Below are 17749 nucleotides of genomic sequence, written 5' to 3'. Positions count from 1 at the left end.
ATCTCGCTTACTATGTTACGCATATCTTATTCATCCGAGCGATCCCAAAATACGCATCAAAACACAAAACAATTCTAAAAATCTTAGTCGGATGCAGTTTGATTGACCAGTTGCGCGGGTACGCTGCTGATAGAACCTGCACCCATTGTCATCACAACGTCGCCATCGCGTACTATGTTGACAATCGCCGCGTGCATATCCGCAATTTTCTCAACAAATACCAGTTCAGCCATTCCTGCCACGCGTAACGCATGGGCCAATGCACGTCCATCCGCCGCCACAAGAGGCGTTTCTCCGGCAGCATAAACTTCTGCCAGCACGAGTACATCGACGGTGGACAACACCTTGACGAAGTCTTCGAACAAATCGCGGGTCCGGGTATAGCGATGCGGCTGAAATGCTAATACGAGTCTCCGGCCCGGATAAGCACCACGCGCCGCCGAAATAGTCGCCGTCGTTTCGACCGGATGATGACCATAATCGTCAACCAATGCATACGTGCCGGCAGGCTGCGTATCCGTGGCGGGAACCGAGATTTCACCATATCGGGTAAAGCGGCGACCAACGCCATGAAACTCCGTTAACGCTTTTTGGATCGCGCCATCGGCAACGCCGAGTTCACGCGCAATCGCCACTGCGGCACACGCATTTTGCACGTTATGCATGCCGGGCTGATTGAGACTGATCGGCATTGGTGCATAGCCATCCTGAATCACGGTAAATTCCATATGCCCGGCAACCGGCCTGGCATCAATCGCCCGCACTTGAGCTTCCTCATGGAAGCCATAGGTGGTGATTGGCTTGGAAATCTGCGGCATGATGTCGCGCACATTTGCATCATCTATGCATAGCACCGCAACACCATAAAATGGCAACCTCTGCGTGAACTCAACAAAGGCCTGCTTCAACTTGTTGAAATCGTGATCATAGGTTTCCATATGATCGGCATCGATGTTGGTAATGACTTCAATCACCGGGGACAAGTTCAAAAATGAAGCATCCGACTCGTCCGCCTCGGCCACGATGAAATCGCCTGAACCTAATTTGGCATTGGCTCCGGCGCTGGTAAGCCGACCGCCGATAACAAAAGTCGGGTCAAGACCGCCTTCAGCCAGCACACTGGCAACCAGACTTGTCGTGGTCGTTTTGCCGTGCGTACCGGCAATCGCGATGCCGCGCTTGAGGCGCATCAATTCTGCCAACATGACGGCACGTGGCACGATAGGAATATGCTTTTCGCGACCGGCAACAACCTCCGGATTGTCTTCTTTTACAGCCGTCGAGGTGACAATGGCGTTAGCGTTTTGAATATTTTCGGCGGCGTGGCCCAAGATGACCTTAGCGCCAAGTTTAGCCAGTCGACGCGTGGCGTCGTTGCTGCCGAGATCGGAGCCGGACACGGTGTAGCCAAGATTTAACAACACCTCAGCAATACCGCTCATTCCTGAGCCGCCGATACCGACAAAATGAATATTTTTTACTTTATGTTTCATGACTACTTTCCGTGCTTACATATTCTTCAAGGACCTGCGCGATGGTTTGATTTGCATCGCGGCGGCCGTTCTCGTAGGCTGCCTGCGCCATTGCCTGACAATCTTGACGCGTCATGCGCATCAACAAACCAGACAAGCGCTCTTTACTTAAATCGTTTTGCGGCAGATGAATTGCCGCTTGTTTTGTCGCCATCCACTTGGCGTTGTCACGCTGATGCGAAGTGGTCGAAGCCACCAGCGGGATCAACACACTAGCAACGCCCGCCGCCGTCAATTCCGAAATCGTAATCGCACCAGCACGACAGACCACCAGATCGGCATCAGCATAGCGCCGTGGCATATCGTCAATAAAAGCCACCACTTCGGCTGCGACGCCGGCCGCTTTGTAGGCCGCTTGCAAGGTTGCAATATGCTGCTTGCCAGATTGATGCGTCACACTTGGTCGCGATTCCAGCGGGATCAGCGCCAATGCTGCCGGCAAACAATCATTGAGCGCCTTAGCGCCCAAGCTGCCGCCCACTACGAGTAACCGCAGCGGGCCGATACGACCGCTATAACGTTGCTCTGGCAAAGGCAATTGCATGATTTCCTGACGCACAGGATTGCCTGTGACCAGCGCCTTATTGGCTGCGGCACCAAATTCTGCCGGAAATCCAAACAAAACACGCTGCGCTAAAGGCGCCAATACTTTATTTGACAACAACAGCCCTGCATCCGCATTCACCAACACTAACGGCACCTTACGCAACCGTGCCATCACTCCTCCCGGCACGGTGACGTAACCGCCCATACCGAGAATAACGTCGGGCTTACGTCGGCCAATGAAGCTAAAACAGGCTGGAAAGCTGGCCAGTAACCGCCACACGCCACGCAATGAATGCGCAAGGCCTTTTCCGCGTAATCCAGAAAACGCAATACGATCCATCTCGATACCATGCTGCGGCACCAGATCGCCCTCCATGCCATGCGTCGTTCCGAGCCACGTTACCTGCCAGCCACGTTGCCGCATCGTGTCGGCAATCGCTAAACCGGGGAAAATATGTCCGCCAGTACCAGCGGCCATGATGAGCAATTTTTTCATTGCCGCCCCCCGCGCATCATGACTCTATTCTCGTAATCAATTCTCAACAAAATCGCCAACCCAATACAATTAATCAAGACACCTGATCCGCCGTAACTCATCAGCGGCAACGTCAATCCTTTAGTCGGTAACAAACCCAGATTGACGCCCATGTTAATAAATGTCTGCACACCGATCCAAATACCGATACCTTTGGCAGTCAATCCGGCAAAAACCTGCTCCATGGCGATCGCCTGACGGCCGATTTCAAAGGCACGCTTGATGATCCAATAAAACATCATCACCACTACCAGCACACCAACAAAACCGAGTTCTTCACCAATCACTGCCAGCAAGAAGTCGGTGTGCGCTTCCGGCAAATAATGTAATTTTTCAACGCTGGCACCAAGCCCGACGCCGAATATTTCGCCACGCCCAAACGCAATCAAGGAATGCGACAGTTGGTATGCCTTGCCTAAAGCATTGTCTTGATCCCATGGATTCAAGTAAGCGAAAATCCGTTCTCGACGCCATGGTGACAACCAGATCACCATCGAAAACATCACGGCCAGCATCGCTGTAATACCGCCGAACCAAATCCCGTTAATGCCGCCTAAAAATAAAATCCCCATTGCAATGCAGACGATTACACCGAGTGCGCCAAGATCTGGCTCCAACATCAGCAATAGTCCCACCACGCCGACGGCTGCCGTCATCGGTAAGAAACCTTTAGTCAACTTATGCATCACCTCTTGTTTGCGCACGGTATAGTTGGCGGCATAGAGGACGATGAACAGCTTCATTAATTCCGACGGCTGCAAATTAAAGACGCGAAACGAGAGCCAGCGTTTGGCACCGTTGACGCCCTTACCTAACCCGGGCACCAATACCATCGCCAGCAATACCAACGTAATCACAAACAAATAGGGCGCCCAACGTTGCCACGTGGCGATACGAATACGAAACGTCACAAACCCTGCGACCATAGAAACGCAGATAAAAATTGCCTGACGGAGCAAGAAGTTATAACTTTTGTAGCTCGCATATTTAGGCGAATCCGGTAACGCGATAGAAGCCGAATACACCATTACCAGACCAAGCAACATCAACAACACCACGACCCACACCAGCGGTTGGTCGTACTCCATCATTTTTGAACGCTGAATGCCCGGCTTCATGCCATCGACAGAACGTGCACGAGCAGGAATAGGTGAAACTGGTGCCCGCGGCTTTTCCGCAGACTTATCGCTACTCCCTAAAAAGAATGGGAATGCGAATTTCATAAGCTTACCTCGCCACGTGCCAATGCCAGTTCGCGCACTTCAGCCACGAACACCTCAGCACGGTGCGCATAATTGCGGAACATGTCGAGGCTGGCGCACGCCGGTGACAACAACACTGCATCACCAGCATGCGCAAGCTCAGCAGCACGTTGCACCGCTTGCTCCAACGTATCGCAATCGACGATATCGATTCCGGCGGCCAGCAGTTCGCTGTTGACCGCATGGCGAATCGCATCGGCATCGCGACCAATCAACACCAGCGCCCGTCCATAACGCGCTAATGGTTCTGCAATCGGGGTAAAGTCTTGTCCTTTGCCGTCACCGCCCGCGATCAAAACCAACCGGTTCGCGCTGGCACCGCCGTCGGGTCCGCGCCCTAAACCATTAAGGGCAGCAACAGTAGCGCCAACGTTAGTGCCTTTGCTGTCGTCGTAATACTCAACGCCGTCAATACTGGCGACCAACTCCACTCGATGTGGTTCGCCACGGTATTCACGCAAACCGTGCAACAGCGAGGCAAATGGCAAACCGATCGCTCGCCCTAAAGCCAGAGCCGCTAATGCATTGGCGGCATTATGCTGACCACGAATCCGCAAGGCATCGGCTGGCATCAAGCGCTTGATACTGATGGGCAATGCTTCGACCTGATGCTTCTTTCCACGTTTCTTTTCAGTTTCTTCTGCGACCTCGGAAGCCACCACTAACCATTGCATGCCGTTCTCATTGGTCAAGCCAAAACAATTCGCCTTATCCGGCTCATCAACACCAAAGGTAATGCTGGTGGCGTCGGCCATTTTCATGACGATTGGATCGTCACGATTCAAAACACGAAGTGTGTTTTCGCCGAAAATGCGTGCCTTGTCTCCAACATAAGCCGCCATCTCGCCATGCCAGTCGAGATGATCCTGGGTCACGTTTAATACTGTTGCCACATCCGCTTGCAAACTATAAGTGGTGTGCAACTGAAAACTGGATAACTCCAATACCCATGCTTGCGGCAAAGTTTCCGTATCCAAAGCGGTGCGCAAAACATCCAATGCAGCAGGGCTGATATTACCTGCGACCTGTACAGTTAAACCTGATCGTTGACATAGCAAACCGGTCAGACTGGTCACCGTGGTTTTGCCGTTAGTGCCAGTGATGGCGATCACTTTCGGGTGATATTCCTGACTTTCACGCAAAGCTGCCAGCGCTTGGGCGAAGAGTTCAATTTCTCCCCACACAGGAATTTCGGCGAGCAAGGCCGCCGGAATGATGTCTTTCAACTCCGCGTCCGGTACCAGACCTGGACTTACTGCGGCAAAATCGATGCCGTCTAAAAGCAAAGGATTGAATCTGCCATCTTCGACGCCACCCACAAACTCAACATCAGGAACCGCCTGCAGCAATTGCTGTAAACGCTCAGGCGCATCGCGCGTATCAGCGATGCGCAGCGTGGCCCCGCAGCGCGCTAGCCACAATGCCATTGCCAGTCCCGACTCACCCAAGCCCAGCACCAGAACATGTTTGCCGATGTAATTCATTACCGCTCTTACCTTAACTTCAACGTGGATAAACCAAACAACACTAACATCATCGTGATGATCCAGAAGCGGACGACCACCTGTGTTTCTTTCCAGCCTTTTTGCTCATAATGGTGATGCAACGGCGCCATCAACAAGACGCGACGTCCAATACCAAAACGCTTCTTTGTGTATTTGAAATAAATCACTTGCAACATCACCGATAGCGTTTCTACGACGAAGATGCCACCCATGATGAATAGCAATATTTCTTGCCGCACAATGACGGCAACTGTGCCGAGTGCGCCACCCAAAGCAAGTGCGCCAACATCGCCCATGAAGACTTGGGCCGGGTAAGCGTTGTACCAAAGAAACGCAAGTCCTGCGCCAGCCATTGCACCGCAAAAAATCAGTAATTCACCAGCCCCAGGAATATGCGGAATTAGCAGATATCGTGCAAAAGTGTAATTACCGGTTAAATAAGCAAAGACACCCAGCGCCGCGCCGACGAGGACAGTCGGCATAATCGCCAAACCATCAAGACCGTCAGTCAGATTGACTGCATTGCTGGTCCCGACGATGACAAAATACGTCAGTGCCATGAAGCCCCATACACCCAACGGATAACTGACGGTCTTAAAAAATGGCACAATCAAATCTGCTTTCGGCGGCAGATCCATACTCAATCCAGATTTAATCCAAGCCACAAACAAATCCCAGACTTGCATATTGGTTGCGCCGGAAACCGAAAATGCCAGGCAGATCGCTGCCACAATACCGATCAGCGATTGCCAGAAATATTTTTCACGCGAACGCATGCCATTTGGATCTTTATAGACGACCTTGCGATAGTCATCGACCCAACCTATTGCACCGAACCCGAACGTTACTAACAATACGATCCAGACAAAGCGATTACTCAAATCACTCCACAACAACGTCGAAATGCCAATCGCAATCAGAATGAGCACGCCACCCATCGTTGGTGTGCCGGATTTGATCAAATGTGTTTGCGGACCATCGGTGCGCACTGCCTGACCAACCTTCAGGCGCGCCAGCATACGAATCACGCCGGGTCCTGCAATCAAGCCGATCGCTAAAGCCGTCAGCGTCGCAAAGACCGCACGGAAAGTGAGAAAATTAAATACGCGCAGAAAACTATGATCCTGCTGAAAAATTTGCGCTAGCCAAAGCAGCATTAGTGCGTCTCCTGTGGTGATGACGATGATGACGGTGTTGATAAATCCCTGACGCCAGGTGCGCTGACCAGATGCGCGACGACACGCTCCATTTTCATGAAGCGAGAGCCTTTGACGAGTACCGTTGTGGCGGGCGTCATGAGTGAGTCGGCAGTGGCAATCAATGCCGCGATATCTTCGAAATGTTGCGCTGATACGCCGAAAGCTTTAGTGGCATCAATTGCTAGCGCACCCAGCGTCAGTAAATGGGTAATTCCGCGTTGCTGGGCATATTCTCCGATTTCCTGATGGAATGCAGGACCGTCGTTACCGACTTCACCCATATCACCCAGTATCAACAATCGCGGCGGGGCAGATTGCGCCAGTACGTCAATTGCAGCGCGTACCGAATCCGGATTGGCATTGTAAGTATCATCAATAACTAACGCCCCCGCATACCCGGCATGTTGTGCTTGTTTGCGCTGCAAGCGACCACTGACCGGGACAAACGATTCCAGTCCTTGCTGAATCGCCGATATTTCAATACCGATAGCCAATGTGCAAGCAATGGCGGCCAGTGCATTCCGCACATTGTGTTCACCAGCTGCATCGAGTCGTACCGCGAACGTTTGTTTAGGTGTTGTGACGTGTAAGATGCTGCCAAATGCCGTTGGTTGATAAGTACAGTGCACATCGGCATCAGCAGAAAAGCCAAAGGTCAGCGACCGCACGCCTCCACCTTTGTCAGCAGTAAGCCCGCGCCACAGTGGCGTAAAAGGATCATCGGCAGGGAAAACTGCAATCCCGCCATCTGATAAGGCACTCATTACCGCGCCATTTTCTAAAGCCACGGCTTCGACACTGGCCATGAACTCCTGGTGTTCGCGCTGCGCATTATTCACCAGTCCAACCGTTGGCGCGGCAATAGCAGCGAGTACCGCTATTTCGCCGGGGTGATTCATTCCCAATTCGATCACCGCCGCCCGGTGGCTGGCATCCAGCCGTTGCAGGGTGAGCGGCACACCTATTTCGTTATTGAAATTACCACGTGTGGACAGATAACCGTCAACACCGAACGCGGCAGCCAAAATCGCGGCGATCATCTCCTTGACCGTGGTTTTGCCATTGCTGCCGGTTACGGCGATCAGTGGCAAAGAGAATTGTCGACGCCACCCATTAGCAATCGCGCCAAGTGCATTGCGCGTATCTGCCACGATCAGCGCAGGTACGGATAAATTGGTCGGCGCACGCTCAACGATTAATGCTGCTGCACCTTGCGCTATAACCTGATCCAAAAAATCGTGCGCATCGAAGCGCTCTCCGCGTAAGGCGACAAACAGGTTTCCCGGCACGACAGCCCGGCTATCGGTTGTTAAGCCGGTGATGGCAATGTCGCCAGCGGCAACGCTGCCGCTGCCATTAATACTGGCAAGACTCACTGTCTGTTGCCAGGACTGCAGCCAGGATTGCAGATCATCGACTGATGCAGTAAACGGAATCTTGATCATATCGGGCCACCTTTCATCGTGGCACGTGACGCCAACGCCAGGGCCGTATGATCAGCATCCAAAAATGGTAATTTCTTTCCTTTTATTTCCTGATAGGTTTCATGGCCTTTGCCAGCCAACAACACTACATCCGCTTTACCCGCCTTGCGCACAGCGCGCAGAATCGCCGCCGCCCGATCTTCCTGCGTTTGAACGGTTGCCGCTGATTTCATCCCTGCAAGAATCTGTGCAATGATCTGGCCCGGATCTTCGCTGCGCGGATTGTCGCTGGTGACGATCACATGATCGGCAATCTCTGCAACGGCACCCATCTGCGGCCGCTTGCCCGGATCGCGATCTCCGCCACAACCGAATACGCACCACAACTCACCGCCACGTTGCTGTGCGACCTGACGCAATGTAAGTAATGTTTTTTCCAATGCATCTGGAGTATGCGCGTAATCAATCACAATCAATGGCGCATCCTGACCACCAAATTGCTCCATGCGTCCGGGAACAGCGGTTAACCGCTCAAGCGCTTGGACCGCGGTATCCCATACGACTCCTTTGGCAAGCAAAACGCCTAAAATACCTAGCACGTTACTGACGTTAAACTGGCCAACCAGATGCGTTTTAATCTGGCCTGAACCGAATGATGAGACGACGTGAAAAGCCGTACCGCTGGCGCTGGTGCGTACTGCCGTCGCGCGCAGTATCGGAAATTCACCTAAAACGGCAGCACTTTCCATCGCCGCATCCGTCAAGGCATAACCAATAACGGCTGCCGAACCGCCTTCTTGTAGCATTTGCCGCGCCAGACGCAAACCCATCTCATCGTCAAGGTTGATCACAGCGTGTTGCAAACCCGGCCATTCAAAAAGTGCGCGCTTAGCTAACTCGTAAGTTGCCATATCGCCGTGATAGTCGAGATGATCACGGGTGAAATTAGTGAACAAAGCAATATCGACATGCAGGCCATTGAGGCGACCTTGATCCAGCCCGATAGAGGAGGCTTCAATCGCCAGCGCCTGCACGCCCGCTTGTTGCAGCTTCAACAGTTCAGTCTGTAAAAGAATCGCATCAGGCGTGGTATAGCCGGTAACCGTAAATTCAGCACGTTGGCGCGGTACAAAAGTACCAATTCCGAGCGTGCCGATGACGCCAGTCGTTTGCCCGAGCTGTGCCAATGCGTGGCCCAGCCATTGACTGCACGAGGTCTTGCCATTGGTTCCGGTCACGGCAATAACGCTCATATCGCGGTCAGGCTGCTGATAAAAGGTATTCGCTATCGGGCCTGCGAGTTTTTTCAGGCCATCTACAGCCAGATGCGGAACGGTCCAATCCGGATTCCATTCGAATTGGTGTACTTCAAATACAACTGCAACAGCGCCCTTTTCCAAGGCTTGGGCAATGTATGTACGGCCGTCGGCGCCATCGCCGGGGTAGGCAAAAAACACATCTCCGGCACTTATTTTTCGTGAATCGGAGACTAGTCGGACTGTCGGAGATGCCGCCGTTACAAGTCCTTCCAACCATGTCTGGATTGACGCCAACTTGGTTAGTGTGTTTAACGCAGATGGCGGGGATCGTCTGATAGTCATCAGAAACTCTCCTTCGGACCATCAGTCGGAATGATGATGTCGGTAATATTAGAGTCAGGCGGCACATTTAAGGTACGCAATGCATTTCCCACCACACTGGCAAAAACTGGCGCAGCGGAATCACCACCATAACGGTAGGCGTTGCTAGGCTCATCAATCATTACAGCAACAATTAAGCGAGGATCCGACGCTGGAGCGAAACCGACGAAATCAGCAATATACTTTTTAACGTACTTACCACCTTCAATTTTGTAAGCCGTGCCCGTTTTTCCGCCTACACGATATCCGGGCACTTGTGCTTTCGGTGCCGTACCTCCGGGCGCAGTTACTCTTTCGAGCATTGCACGCATGGTTAACGCCGTTTTTTCAGAAATGACGCGTTGACCAATCGGATCGGTAGTGACTTTTTTGAATGACAACGGGATCAAGTCGCCGTTGCGCGCAAAAATGGTATAGGCATGTGCCATCTGGATCAGTGATACAGATATTCCATGGCCGTAACTCATGGTTGCCTGTTCAATCGGACGCCATGATTTGAACGGACGGACGCGACCGGCGACAGCACCGGGGAAGCCAAATTTTGGTTGCTGTCCAAGACCGACCGTGGTGAACATTTCCCACATTTCTTCGGCTGGCATCTGCAAGGCTATTTGTGCCGTCCCGAGGTTGGACGATTTTTGGATAATCTGAGCAACAGTCATACTAAGCAATCCATGCGGGTGTGAGTCACCGATAGTTGCCGTACCGATCGTCATTTTATCCGGCACCTGGAACGTGGTTCCAGGTTGAATACGATTGGTATCAAGCGCCAATGCCACCGTGAATGGTTTTAGCGTCGATCCCGGCTCAAAAGTATCGGTCATCACGCGATTGCGCAGTTGCGCGCCGGTGAGTATTGATCGATCGTTAGGATTATAACTAGGCAGATTGGCGAGTGCCAGCACTTCGCCGCTTTTGGCGTCGACCACTACAATGGCTCCGGCTTTGGCTTTGCTCTTCTCAACCATCTCTTTTAGTTGAGTAAAAGCAATGTACTGAATTTTGCTGTCTATTGACAAGACAAGATCGCGACCGTCATGCGGCTCTTTGACGGCTTCAATATCTTCGACAATCCGACCAAGACGATCCTTGATAACACGGCGGCTACCAGTAGCTCCTGCCAGCGTTTTTTGTTGTGACAGTTCCATCCCATCTTGTCCTGCATCTTCGATATTGGTAAAGCCGACCACGTGCGCCGCTACTTCACCCTCAGGATAGAAGCGTTTATATTCGGGACGCGTTTCGATCCCGGCAATACCAAGCTTGGCTATCTGATCCGTCGCCTCTTTCTCGACTTGCCTCTTGAGGTAGACAAAGCTTCGATCAGAATCGAGCTTTTTATTTAACTCGGCCTGCGTCATATCAAGTAATTTTGCCAGCGCTTGCAACTTTTCTTTGGGCGCTTGCTGTACATCATCAGGAATCGCCCAGATTGCTTTGACCGGCACCGATGAGGCCAATACCTGACCGTTGCGATCAGTAATCTTGCCACGCGTCGCTGGCAACTCTAGCGTGCGTGCATAACGAGAAGCGCCTTGCTTTTGCAAAAATTCGGTAGATACGCCTTGTAACCATAACGCTCTTGCCACCAAAGCAAAAAAAGCTGCAAATAACATAAACAGCACAACGCGTGAACGCCAAACCGGGAGTTTGACTTTCAATACAGGGCTTGCGGTAAATGGCATGCCTTTGGATGCGGCGGTACGCGGAGGGTTGCGAGTCATTTGGCCCCCATCGTTAAGTACTGGGTGCGCTGCGGCGTCAATGGCACCATATTCAGGTCACGCCGCGCACCGGCCTCGATCCTGGCATTTTTGCCGAGAGTAGATTGATCAAGCTGTAGTTGGGACCACTCTATATCCAGCTGCCGCGCCTGGCTTTGGGCGCGCCCCAGTTCGATGAATAACTGACGTTCCTGATATTGCGCATTGACCAATGCCAGCGCGCAGATAACGAGCATTACCGTCAACATCGCGTTGACACGCCCGATCATGACTGATCACCTGTCATGAGACCTGATTTTGCGCTGCTGGCGAGACGCTCACCGACCCGCATAATGGCTGAGCGTGAGCGCGGATTGGCAGTCACTTCGGCGTCCGATGGCTTAACACGCGAGACTAGTTTTAACTGAGGTTGCGGCAAATCGACAGCAAGAATCGGTAAGCGACGGTCTGGCTGCGGCAGCTTGGCTTTGGAAGCCATATACTGCTTGACGATGCGATCTTCCAGCGAGTGAAAACTGATCACAACCAATCTCCCTTGCAGAGACATCTGCTCGAACGCCTGATCCAACACTATTTTGAGTTCTTCAAGCTCTTTATTGATGTAAATCCGGATAGCTTGAAATGTGCGAGTGGCCGGGTCTTTGCCCTTCTCGCGGGTTTTGACAGCGTTTGCCACGATCGCGGCAAGCTGTCGTGTGGTTGAAATTGGCTGGACTGCCCTGCCAGCAACAATCGCCTTTGCAATCTGAACAGCAAACCGTTCTTCCCCATAATCACGCACTACCTTTCCAATTGTTTGTTCATCCGCTATCGCCAGCCACGCCGCTGCAGACATGCCTCGCGTGGTATCCATACGCATATCCAGCGGTCCATCGGCGCGAAAACTAAATCCCCGACTTGCATCATCAACTTGCGGCGAAGAAATACCGAGGTCTAGCAATACACCATCTACCTGCGCAATATGACGATCCCGCAACGCTTCAGCCATCGTCGCAAAACTGTCATGTACGATCTCAAATCGCGGGTCGGTGATGGTGTTCGCGGTCGCAATTGCTTGCGGATCCTTATCGAACGCAATCAGACGCCCCATCGGTCCAAGGCTTTCTAAAATTTTGCGGCTATGTCCACCACGGCCAAAGGTACCGTCGACATACACGCCATCGGCACGTGGTCCAACAATGTTTAATGCTTCTACAGCCTCATCCAGCAACACCGTGCGGTGCTGGAATTCGGGCACCGATTGTTCAGTCATCTTGGCGCCGTCAGAATGAAAAGTTACTTAAAACATCGGGCATGCCAGCCGCAACTGCTTGCGACTCGCTTTCAGCCAGTTTGGCTGCATCCCAAATCTCGAAATGGCTTCCCATACCTAACAACATTACTTCTCGCGATAGACCAACTGCGACGCGTAATTCCGGAGCGATCAAAATGCGCCCGGCAGAATCGAGTTCAACATCAGAAGCATTTCCAAGAAAAATACGTTGCCAGGCACGCGCCGACATTGGCCACGCCGCTATTTTCTCGCGGTGGGTCTCCCATGTCGGACGTGGAAATAGAAGCAGGCAGCCGTGCGGGTGTTTGGTGACGGTCAGGCGACCCTCGCATTGAACGGTCAGCGCGTCACGATGCTTTGACGGTACTGACATCCGTCCTTTCGCATCGAGATTTAATGCTGACGCACCCTGAAACACCGCAGACTCCTTGTTGAATACTGTGAACAGCGCAAAAAATGTTTTTATGAGCAACAAAAACGCCCCACAAAAACACACTTTTTCACACTGCCACCCACTTTAGAGTATGCCTTATAAGAGGTCAAGCCATTTAGTCCATGTAAATTGCAAATTTTTGTGTAAAGTCAATGACTTAGCGTAACTTTGCCGACAAAACCTCGAAACCACAAAAAACCAAATACCTCTATTAATGAAGGACTTACCGAATACTATAAAAGTTTCTTATGAGATAAACACATGTGTTTAGTGGTGTCTTATGCGCTCTTAAATTGTGCATTTTTTGACTAATGCAATTCGGATTTTGACCACAACTGGACACAAACTCGAAAAGAAGAGTTCATCGCAGGTGCGCCGAGTCAATAAGCAATTCAAATTGGGAGGGTAAAAAGGACAGAGGAAGAAGTCAGATTTTGGGATAGCGAAAAAAATAGAAAAAGCATGAAGAAAAACACATTAAGGTAAACTGAAGCCAAGATTAAAACGATATTGCAAAAATAAGATTATCACCAATTCGGCAAAAAAATGACGGTCGTATCGCTTTCCAGTGCCCTGAGTACACCGAAGGTATTTACCCGATCAAACGACCACCCTTTACACGTAATCCTTTTTTCGCCAACGAGGGTGCAAGCGCCGCCAGTGCTGCAAGTGCATCCCCCGAGTGCGCATGACAAATCGCTACGGCCAGGGCGTCGGCAGCATCAGTCCCCGGCAAACCCGGCAGAGACAGTAAACGTTGGACCATATCCTGGACTTGTTGCTTTTGTGCTTTACCGTGCCCCGCTACCGCTTGCTTGATTTGCAAAGCGGTATATTCGGCGACAGGTAAATCAGCACTAACCAGCGCGCAAATTGCAGCACCACGGGCCTGACCCAGTAGCAGCGTGGATTGTGGATTTACATTAACAAAAACGATCTCTATTGCCGAGCAGTCCGGCGAATAAGTCTTTACCACTTCGGAGACACTGGCCAAAATAACTTTCAGACGCTCCGGCAAACTGGCGTCCGGTGTCTTGATCGTGCCGGATGCCACGTAGGCAAGTTTGTGTCCTTGCTTGTCAATAACGCCAAAGCCAGTGGTACGCAAACCGGGATCAATACCGAGGATTCTCATAGTTAACGGACTACCTCAGCAAAGCTTCTATCTGTGTAAATCATACGGATCGATAAATCGTCGTGCGAAAACTCAAGCCAGGCCTTCGTGCCCGCTGAATACGCTCATTGATTACAACCAACCAGACCGGATAAAACGACCGGTCAAGATGGCTGCGAAGTTTATAACAACTACCTTGTTGCTATCTCGGATTAACTTAGTCGATTAACTTAGTCGGTTACAGCAACTTGTTAGCGGCAACTTAATGACGGAAATGGCGAATGCCAGTCAATAGCATGACGACGCCATGTTCATCGGCAGCATCAATCACTTCCTGGTCGCGCATCGAACCACCTGGCTGAATCACACAGGTGGCGCCAGCGTTAACAACAACATCGAGGCCATCACGGAACGGGAAGAACGCGTCTGAAGCAACCGCCGAGCCGACCAGCGACAACCCGCCGTTTTGGGCTTTGATCGATGCGATGCGTGCAGAATCGACCCGACTCATCTGACCAGCGCCAACACCCAGCGTCATGCCATTTCCACAAAAAACAATGGCGTTCGATTTAACGAACTTGGCAACGCGCCAGGCAAACATCAGGTCTTGCAACTGTTGAGGAGTCGGTTGTTTTTTGCTGGCTACCTTGATTTCTGCCAAGGTAACATTTTTTGCATCTGGTGCTTGCACCAGCAAGCCGCCACCGACACGCTTAATGTCATGGATATTACGTGCGTTACCGAGTGGAATTTCCAAAACGCGAACATTTTGTTTGGCAGCGAAAATTTGCTTGGCTTGATCCGTAAACGATGGCGCAATGACGACTTCAACAAATTGTTTGGCGACTGCTTCAGCCGCATTACCGTCGACCTGTTGATTAAACGCAATAATGCCGCCGAAAGCCGAGGTCGGATCGGTTTGCAATGCTTTACTGTAAGCCTCTAACGTGGACGTGCCAACCGCCACACCGCATGGATTCGCATGTTTTACGATGACACAAGCCGTTTCGTCGAAACTCTTTACACATTCCCACGCAGCATCGGCATCGGCGATGTTGTTGAAGGATAGTTCTTTTCCCTGCAATTGACGATAATTCGCCAGCGCGCCTTCAATCGGTTGAATGTCGCGATAAAACGCCGCTGATTGGTGTGGATTTTCACCATAACGCATTTCTTGTACTTTTTCGAAATGCAAATTGAGCGTGGTTGGATATGCGCTACGCGTCACGTGCTGCTTATCTTCACCAAGAGAAGTGAAGTAGTTGGTGATTGCGCCATCGTATTGGGCAGTGTGTGCGAAAACCTTCTTCGCCAACGTAAATTTGGTCTCATAAGTCGCCTCGCCCTCATTCGCCTTCAACTCGGTCAAGACCCTGGCGTAGTCGGTTGGATCGCACAGCACGATCACATCTTTATGATTTTTAGCGGACGAACGCAACATGGCGGGGCCGCCGATGTCGATGTTCTCAATCGCATCTTCCAATGTGCATTGGTCTTTTGCAATAGTTTGCTGAAAAGGATAGAGATTGACCACCACCATATCGATGAGCGGTATCTGATGCTCAGCCAATGCGCTGACATGCGCCGGGAAATCACGCCGGGCTAAAATGCCACCATGCACCTTAGGATGCAAGGTCTTCACGCGTCCGTCCAGCATTTCTGGAAAGCCGGTGTGATCTGCCACTTCGGTCACCTTGATACCGTTTTCAGCCAAAAGCTTGGCAGTGCCGCCGGTCGACAGAATATTTACACCCAATGCAATCAGCTCGCGGGAAAATTCGATAATGCCAGTCTTGTCGGAGACAGATATGAGGGCTTGCTTAATCATGGTGGGAACTCGGGAAATAATACGTTGCTAACAATAATGAACAAACAAAGCAGCATGTGCCGGCGTGATACCAGTGCGGGGCGATTTGCTAGTCACCAGCCATGCAGGGATGGCTGCTTGTACGCGGATATAAACGTTCGCGGCCCTGCGGCATCTGCCACACCTTTTTGTTTTGCTCGTTTCGAGATGAAAAAATTACAATAAACCGTGCTGCTGTAGTTTCTTACGCAATGTATTGCGATTAATTCCCAGCATCTCAGCCGCGTGCGACTGGTTTCCCTCGGCGCGCGCAATGACGGCTTCCAGCACCGGTTTTTCGACGGTGGAAATCACCATGTCATATACATTGGTCGGCGGTTGCTCGCCCAAATCCTTAAAATACTTCTCAAGGCTTTTCTTGACAACGTCCTGAATACTTTCTTTGCTCATTCTTCGCTTTGCTGTTTTAATTCTTAGAGGTTATTAACTTGACTAAAACACATAGCCAGCACGATCCGAACTTGGCTTCAATCTCGGTTTCGGCTTGCTTTAATCGATATTTTTGTCGTATTTTTGTGGTGTTTTTATCTTATCCAGGCCGCATTTTTCACAATACTGACGATGTTCGCATAGTCTTTTACTCAATGGTCACGCTGATCCAAGCACTTTTTTTCAAGCAGCCATCTGCGCTACTACACCGTATTGTAACCGCTCGCCATGCGCAAACTGCATTTCAAAAAAGCTATTTACCGCAGCAAGCTGTTGCTCGCAATCTTCCAGCAAATTCATACGCTGACGAAACTCTTCGCCACCCGCCAGATCACGAACGTACCAACCGATGTGTTTGCGCGCAGTCCGGACACCTAAATACGTGCCATAAAAACTATAATGCGCCCGTAAATGTTCGGCCATTAACTGCTGGACCTCGCTAACCAACGGCGCTGGCAAATACGTTCCCGTCCGCAAATAATGGTCAATCTCCCGAAATATCCATGGTCGCCCTTGCGCGGCGCGACCAATCATAATGGCATCAGCCTTGGTCATTTCCAATACCTGACGTGCCTTCTCAGGGGTCGTAATGTCACCATTTGCGACCACTGGAATCGACACCGCAGCCTTCACAGCCGCGATAGTGACGTACTCGGCATCGCCGCGATACGCATCGGCCCGGGTTCTTCCATGCAACGTTAACATGGCGATTCCACTCTCTTCAGCCAGGCGCGCGATATTCAGGGCGTTCTTATTAAGACGATCCCAGCCGGTGCGAAACTTTAATGTCACGGGCACATCAACCGCTGCCACTACCGCCTCCAAAATACGCACCACCAATTTTTCATCTTGCAATAAAGCCGACCCACACCAGCTGTTGCACACTTTTTTGACCGGGCAGCCCATATTGATATCAATCACCTGAGCGCCGTGATCAACGTTGTATTTGGCGCACTCCGCCATCATGACCGGGTCAGCACCGGCAATCTGAACTGCCCGAGGTGCCATCTCACCATCGTGATTGATGCGGCGTGAGGTTTTTTCAGTCTTCCATAGGCGCGGATTAGATGCTGCCATCTCGGAAACTGCATAGCCCGCCCCTAACTCTTTGCAAAGTTGTCGAAAAGGGCGATCTGTAACACCCGCCATCGGTGCTACAAAGATATTATTACGGAGCAGGTACGGGCCAATATTCACGGCAATGTAGGTCGCGCAAGATGAGCGTTAAACGTAGAAAGACCATATTTTATCGCGAATGAGAATAAT

The 17749-nt window shown here is 51.3% G+C and carries 15 protein-coding genes; all 15 read right to left on the bottom strand.

Features of this window, described 5'->3' with window-relative positions; all coding sequences use genetic code 11:
* Positions 1 to 83 precede the first annotated feature (83 nt).
* Entirely contained in the window at positions 84 to 1493 is a 1410-nt protein-coding gene (murC, locus tag RGU75_RS09650; RefSeq protein WP_322235343.1) for a UDP-N-acetylmuramate--L-alanine ligase, read from the bottom strand.
* Positions 1483 to 2574, bottom strand: coding sequence for an undecaprenyldiphospho-muramoylpentapeptide beta-N-acetylglucosaminyltransferase (gene murG / locus RGU75_RS09645; protein ID WP_322235340.1), 1092 nt, complete (start codon positions 2572 to 2574; stop codon positions 1483 to 1485). The genes murC and murG overlap by 11 nt, the downstream gene beginning before the upstream one ends.
* Positions 2571 to 3836: a putative lipid II flippase FtsW gene (gene ftsW, locus RGU75_RS09640; RefSeq protein WP_416186802.1), complete on the bottom strand. Its 1266-nt coding sequence runs from the start codon at positions 3834 to 3836 to the stop codon at positions 2571 to 2573. Before ftsW ends, murG begins: the two co-directional genes overlap by 4 nt.
* A complete protein-coding gene (gene murD / locus RGU75_RS09635; RefSeq protein WP_322235338.1) occupies positions 3833 to 5359 on the bottom strand; it encodes a UDP-N-acetylmuramoyl-L-alanine--D-glutamate ligase in 1527 nt (508 codons plus the stop codon). Before murD ends, ftsW begins: the two co-directional genes overlap by 4 nt.
* Before the next feature lie 8 nt (positions 5360 to 5367).
* Positions 5368 to 6537: a phospho-N-acetylmuramoyl-pentapeptide-transferase gene (gene mraY, locus RGU75_RS09630; RefSeq protein WP_322235335.1), complete on the bottom strand. Its 1170-nt coding sequence runs from the start codon at positions 6535 to 6537 to the stop codon at positions 5368 to 5370.
* Positions 6537 to 8024 (bottom strand): UDP-N-acetylmuramoyl-tripeptide--D-alanyl-D-alanine ligase, encoded by a 1488-nt coding sequence (locus tag RGU75_RS09625; RefSeq protein ID WP_322235333.1) that lies wholly within the window; start codon positions 8022 to 8024, stop codon positions 6537 to 6539. Before RGU75_RS09625 ends, mraY begins: the two co-directional genes overlap by 1 nt.
* Positions 8021 to 9604, bottom strand: coding sequence for a UDP-N-acetylmuramoyl-L-alanyl-D-glutamate--2,6-diaminopimelate ligase (locus RGU75_RS09620; RefSeq protein ID WP_322235330.1), 1584 nt, complete (start codon positions 9602 to 9604; stop codon positions 8021 to 8023). The genes RGU75_RS09625 and RGU75_RS09620 overlap by 4 nt, the downstream gene beginning before the upstream one ends.
* Positions 9604 to 11367, bottom strand: a complete 1764-nt coding sequence (locus RGU75_RS09615) for a penicillin-binding protein 2 (protein ID WP_322235328.1) — start codon at positions 11365 to 11367, stop codon at positions 9604 to 9606. Before RGU75_RS09615 ends, RGU75_RS09620 begins: the two co-directional genes overlap by 1 nt.
* Entirely contained in the window at positions 11364 to 11636 is a 273-nt protein-coding gene (ftsL, locus tag RGU75_RS09610; protein ID WP_322235325.1) for a cell division protein FtsL, read from the bottom strand. Before ftsL ends, RGU75_RS09615 begins: the two co-directional genes overlap by 4 nt.
* The gene (rsmH, locus tag RGU75_RS09605) at positions 11633 to 12619 is read right to left on the bottom strand and encodes a 16S rRNA (cytosine(1402)-N(4))-methyltransferase RsmH (RefSeq protein ID WP_322235323.1); all 987 of its coding nucleotides are present in this window, start codon (positions 12617 to 12619) and stop codon (positions 11633 to 11635) included. Before rsmH ends, ftsL begins: the two co-directional genes overlap by 4 nt.
* Before the next feature lie 10 nt (positions 12620 to 12629).
* Positions 12630 to 13058 carry a division/cell wall cluster transcriptional repressor MraZ gene (gene mraZ, locus RGU75_RS09600; protein WP_322240388.1) on the bottom strand — a complete coding sequence of 143 codons (429 nt, stop codon included), beginning with the start codon at positions 13056 to 13058 and terminating at the stop codon, positions 12630 to 12632.
* 607 nt (positions 13059 to 13665) lie between these two features.
* Complete coding sequence (ruvC, locus tag RGU75_RS09595; RefSeq protein ID WP_322235320.1) at positions 13666 to 14208, bottom strand: crossover junction endodeoxyribonuclease RuvC; 543 nt, start codon at positions 14206 to 14208, stop codon at positions 13666 to 13668.
* Positions 14209 to 14449: 241 nt separating this feature from the next.
* Positions 14450 to 16015 carry a bifunctional phosphoribosylaminoimidazolecarboxamide formyltransferase/IMP cyclohydrolase gene (gene purH / locus RGU75_RS09590; RefSeq protein WP_322235317.1) on the bottom strand — a complete coding sequence of 522 codons (1566 nt, stop codon included), beginning with the start codon at positions 16013 to 16015 and terminating at the stop codon, positions 14450 to 14452.
* 195 nt (positions 16016 to 16210) lie between these two features.
* Positions 16211 to 16444, bottom strand: coding sequence for a Fis family transcriptional regulator (locus tag RGU75_RS09585; protein WP_205322319.1), 234 nt, complete (start codon positions 16442 to 16444; stop codon positions 16211 to 16213).
* A 222-nt stretch (positions 16445 to 16666) separates the two neighbouring features.
* Positions 16667 to 17680: a tRNA dihydrouridine synthase DusB gene (dusB, locus tag RGU75_RS09580; RefSeq protein WP_322235313.1), complete on the bottom strand. Its 1014-nt coding sequence runs from the start codon at positions 17678 to 17680 to the stop codon at positions 16667 to 16669.
* Positions 17681 to 17749 lie beyond the last annotated feature (69 nt).

Origin of the sequence: Glaciimonas sp. CA11.2, assembly GCF_034314045.1 — a bacterium.
In the GTDB taxonomy this organism is placed as follows: Bacteria; Pseudomonadota; Gammaproteobacteria; order Burkholderiales; family Burkholderiaceae_D; genus Glaciimonas.
Note: the sequence above shows the minus strand (reverse complement) of the source record. Positions and strands in the feature narration are given on the sequence as shown.

Coding starts and splice junctions, on each gene's coding strand:
- murC (WP_322235343.1), bottom strand. CDS start 1,493: ATGAAACATAAAGTAAAAAATATTCATTTTGTCGGTATCGGCGGCTCA.
- murG (WP_322235340.1), bottom strand. CDS start 2,574: ATGAAAAAATTGCTCATCATGGCCGCTGGTACTGGCGGACATATTTTC.
- ftsW (WP_416186802.1), bottom strand. CDS start 3,836: ATGAAATTCGCATTCCCATTCTTTTTAGGGAGTAGCGATAAGTCTGCG.
- murD (WP_322235338.1), bottom strand. CDS start 5,359: ATGAATTACATCGGCAAACATGTTCTGGTGCTGGGCTTGGGTGAGTCG.
- mraY (WP_322235335.1), bottom strand. CDS start 6,537: ATGCTGCTTTGGCTAGCGCAAATTTTTCAGCAGGATCATAGTTTTCTG.
- RGU75_RS09625 (WP_322235333.1), bottom strand. CDS start 8,024: ATGATCAAGATTCCGTTTACTGCATCAGTCGATGATCTGCAATCCTGG.
- RGU75_RS09620 (WP_322235330.1), bottom strand. CDS start 9,604: ATGACTATCAGACGATCCCCGCCATCTGCGTTAAACACACTAACCAAG.
- RGU75_RS09615 (WP_322235328.1), bottom strand. CDS start 11,367: ATGACTCGCAACCCTCCGCGTACCGCCGCATCCAAAGGCATGCCATTT.
- ftsL (WP_322235325.1), bottom strand. CDS start 11,636: ATGATCGGGCGTGTCAACGCGATGTTGACGGTAATGCTCGTTATCTGC.
- rsmH (WP_322235323.1), bottom strand. CDS start 12,619: ATGACTGAACAATCGGTGCCCGAATTCCAGCACCGCACGGTGTTGCTG.
- ruvC (WP_322235320.1), bottom strand. CDS start 14,208: ATGAGAATCCTCGGTATTGATCCCGGTTTGCGTACCACTGGCTTTGGC.
- purH (WP_322235317.1), bottom strand. CDS start 16,015: ATGATTAAGCAAGCCCTCATATCTGTCTCCGACAAGACTGGCATTATC.
- RGU75_RS09585 (WP_205322319.1), bottom strand. CDS start 16,444: ATGAGCAAAGAAAGTATTCAGGACGTTGTCAAGAAAAGCCTTGAGAAG.